The sequence below is a fragment of the Floccifex sp. genome, assembly GCF_051873555.1.
In the GTDB taxonomy this organism is placed as follows: domain Bacteria; phylum Bacillota_I; class Bacilli_A; order Erysipelotrichales; family Erysipelotrichaceae; genus Floccifex.
Genome location: NZ_JBJEEY010000051.1, coordinates 1 through 2649, shown reverse-complemented (window position 1 = coordinate 2649; position 2649 = coordinate 1). Strand labels below are relative to the sequence as shown.

Annotated in this window: 2 protein-coding genes; both read left to right on the top strand. The window is 29.7% G+C overall.

Features of this window, described 5'->3' with window-relative positions; all coding sequences use genetic code 11:
- The first annotated feature begins 25 nt into the window (after positions 1–25).
- Complete coding sequence (locus ACI32A_RS02940) at positions 26–670, top strand: DUF4143 domain-containing protein (RefSeq protein ID WP_439753532.1); 645 nt, start codon at positions 26–28, stop codon at positions 668–670.
- Positions 671–1245: 575 nt separating this feature from the next.
- Positions 1246–2586 (top strand): RNA-binding domain-containing protein, encoded by a 1341-nt coding sequence (locus tag ACI32A_RS02935; protein ID WP_439753531.1) that lies wholly within the window; start codon positions 1246–1248, stop codon positions 2584–2586.
- Positions 2587–2649: the final 63 nt, after the last annotated feature.

The window sequence follows — 2649 nt, the reverse complement described above, 5'->3', positions numbered from 1 at the left end:
GGTGGCTCAATTTTAAACTGATAAGGTGGCTCAATTTTGGATTGACAAATACACCCTTTTTGATGTTTTATGTTCCACTACAGGATCGCTAATAAATCCCAACAGTCTATCAGGTACTTTAATGGCAGAAAAACATGTTAAGATCAGTAATGACACTATTTTCCAATATTTAAAACATTTAGAAGATGCATTTTTGTTTGAATCTGCAAAACGTTTTGATATTAAAGGTAAAAAATACTTAACAACACCTTTTAAATGTTATCCTGAAGACGTTGGTTTGAGAAATGCACGTATTAATTTTAGACAGATGGATAAAGGTTTTGGAATTGAAACAGTTGTCTATAATGAACTTCGTTCAAGAGGATACGCTGTAGATGTAGGAATGCTTGAAACAAGAGAAACAAACAAAGATAGTAAAATAGTTAAAAAACAAAAAGAAATTGACTTCATTGCACGTCAGGGAAGCAAAGAATACTATATTCAAGTTATGGATACTATTCCTAATGGACAACATGGTGAAAATGAATATAACAATCTTCTTAAAGTTCCTGGTTCATTTAAAAAAATAGCAGTAATAAATGAATATTTTAAAGCTTACTGGGATAATAATGGTATCTTGATTATCTCGCTTGAAGAATTTCTATTAAATCAAAATTCATTAAATTTGTAATTATATACTTATTAGCATCAGTAAATTTGCTGATGCTTTTTACATATAAAAGAAAAAGACCACCCAAATAAATGAGTGATCTTGATTGTCTCTTGACGATAAATTTGATTAACGTTTTGAGAATTCCGTGAGAATTTCCACAGCCAAATTATCCTTTAAAATAAGGATTTTATTTTGGTTTGCTACTTTATTGCTGCTTAGTTGCTACTTTATTAGACCTACTGTACTACAGTTTTTCAATTTTTTGAGAAGAAACTCTTTTTACATACCACTGTACAAGTAGTTATGGGAAAGGTTTTTATTATATCCTATCACTTTAAATTTGGCGTAATAAATTCTATAATAATTGTTTGTTTTCGTACAACGGTATCATTAATATGATAGCGAGCAAAAAGATTTCAAACTCGATTAATGCGTGATAATGTTTACGGAATCATCCGTAATATTTATCCAATTAAAATCTATAAGAATTGAGTATCAACATGTAAATTCACTTGATATTAAAAACTATAGAAATATATGGGTCATTATGATATACTACGTATATTAAAGTGACCCATAGAAAGGAGTATCTAATGACATATTTAGAAAACGACATATGTGAACTTAAAAGAGAACTTACTTCTGATGTAAAAAAAGAAATTGTTTCATTTCTAAACACAAATGGTGGAACTATATATATTGGTGTGGAAGATAACGGAACAATTGTCCCAATTATGGATAATACCACTAGAGATAAAATTGACACAACAATATCCAGTTGGATTCAAGAAGCATTTTATCCTAGACCGTCAAATTTGATCCATCATTTCTTCAATGATGATAATGTTATGGTAATCGAAATACTTAAAGGCAGTGAAAAGCCATATTATCTTAAAGAAAAAGGTCCTAAACCAAGTGGCGTATATAAAAGGCTAGGACGTAGCTGCAGACAAGCTTCAGAGGACGAAATCCTATCTATGATAATGGACTCAAAAGGTTATTTTTATGAAAAGGATATCAGTGAAGAACAAGAATTGTCTTTCAAATATTTTTATAACGTGTGTGATGAACATAAAATCAGTCATCAGAAAAGGAACCTGATTTCTTTAGGAATTATCAACAAAAATAATGAATTTACAAACTTAGGTTTGCTATTATCAGACCAATCACCTATTATTGTCAAGTTTGCTGTATATGACGAAAAAATGAATTTTCTATTAAAAAAGGAATTCAAAGGGTCTTTATTAAAAATATTAAATAATGTTATCGAAGCTGCAAATCTTAACAATAATACATCTGCAGTAATAGACGGAAAAACATTTAAAAGAATTGAAACAACTTCCTATCCAGGAGCGAGTATGCGTGAAGGTATTTTAAATGCAATATGTCATGCTGACTATTTTATTAGATCAAACATCAAGATTGAGTTTTTCCCTAAGGAATTAAAAGTAACAAATCCCGGAGGAATATACAAGGCAACTCTAGAAGATATTATGAGTGGAGTTCAAACATATAGAAACCCAGGTTTAGTAAATATTCTAAACAAGTTAGGATATATTGAAAACTTTGGCTCAGGAATTCCCAGAATAATCAATTCGTACGTTAACAGTTCTTATCAGCCACAGTTTAAACCAACTGAAAACTTTTTTTCACTTATATTGCCTAATTTAAATTCATTGATTGACCCAATAAATGACCCAATAAATGACCCAATAAACGACCCAATAAAAATCCCATTGTCTGATTTTGATTTGTTGTTATTGAAAACAATCAATGAAAATCCAGGGCTAAACACAAAACGATTATTGGAAATTATTATCATTAAGGATCATTCAGCAACTTTAGATAGAATCAAAAATTCTTTAAAAAGAAACTTAACAGAATTGTGTGAGTTTAAAGGATCAAAAAACAAAGGTGGCTATTATTTAAAATGATTAATTAAATACGCTAAGTTCAACTAAAAAGTTGATGAAGGTAGTCTAAGCCACTGATTGCAA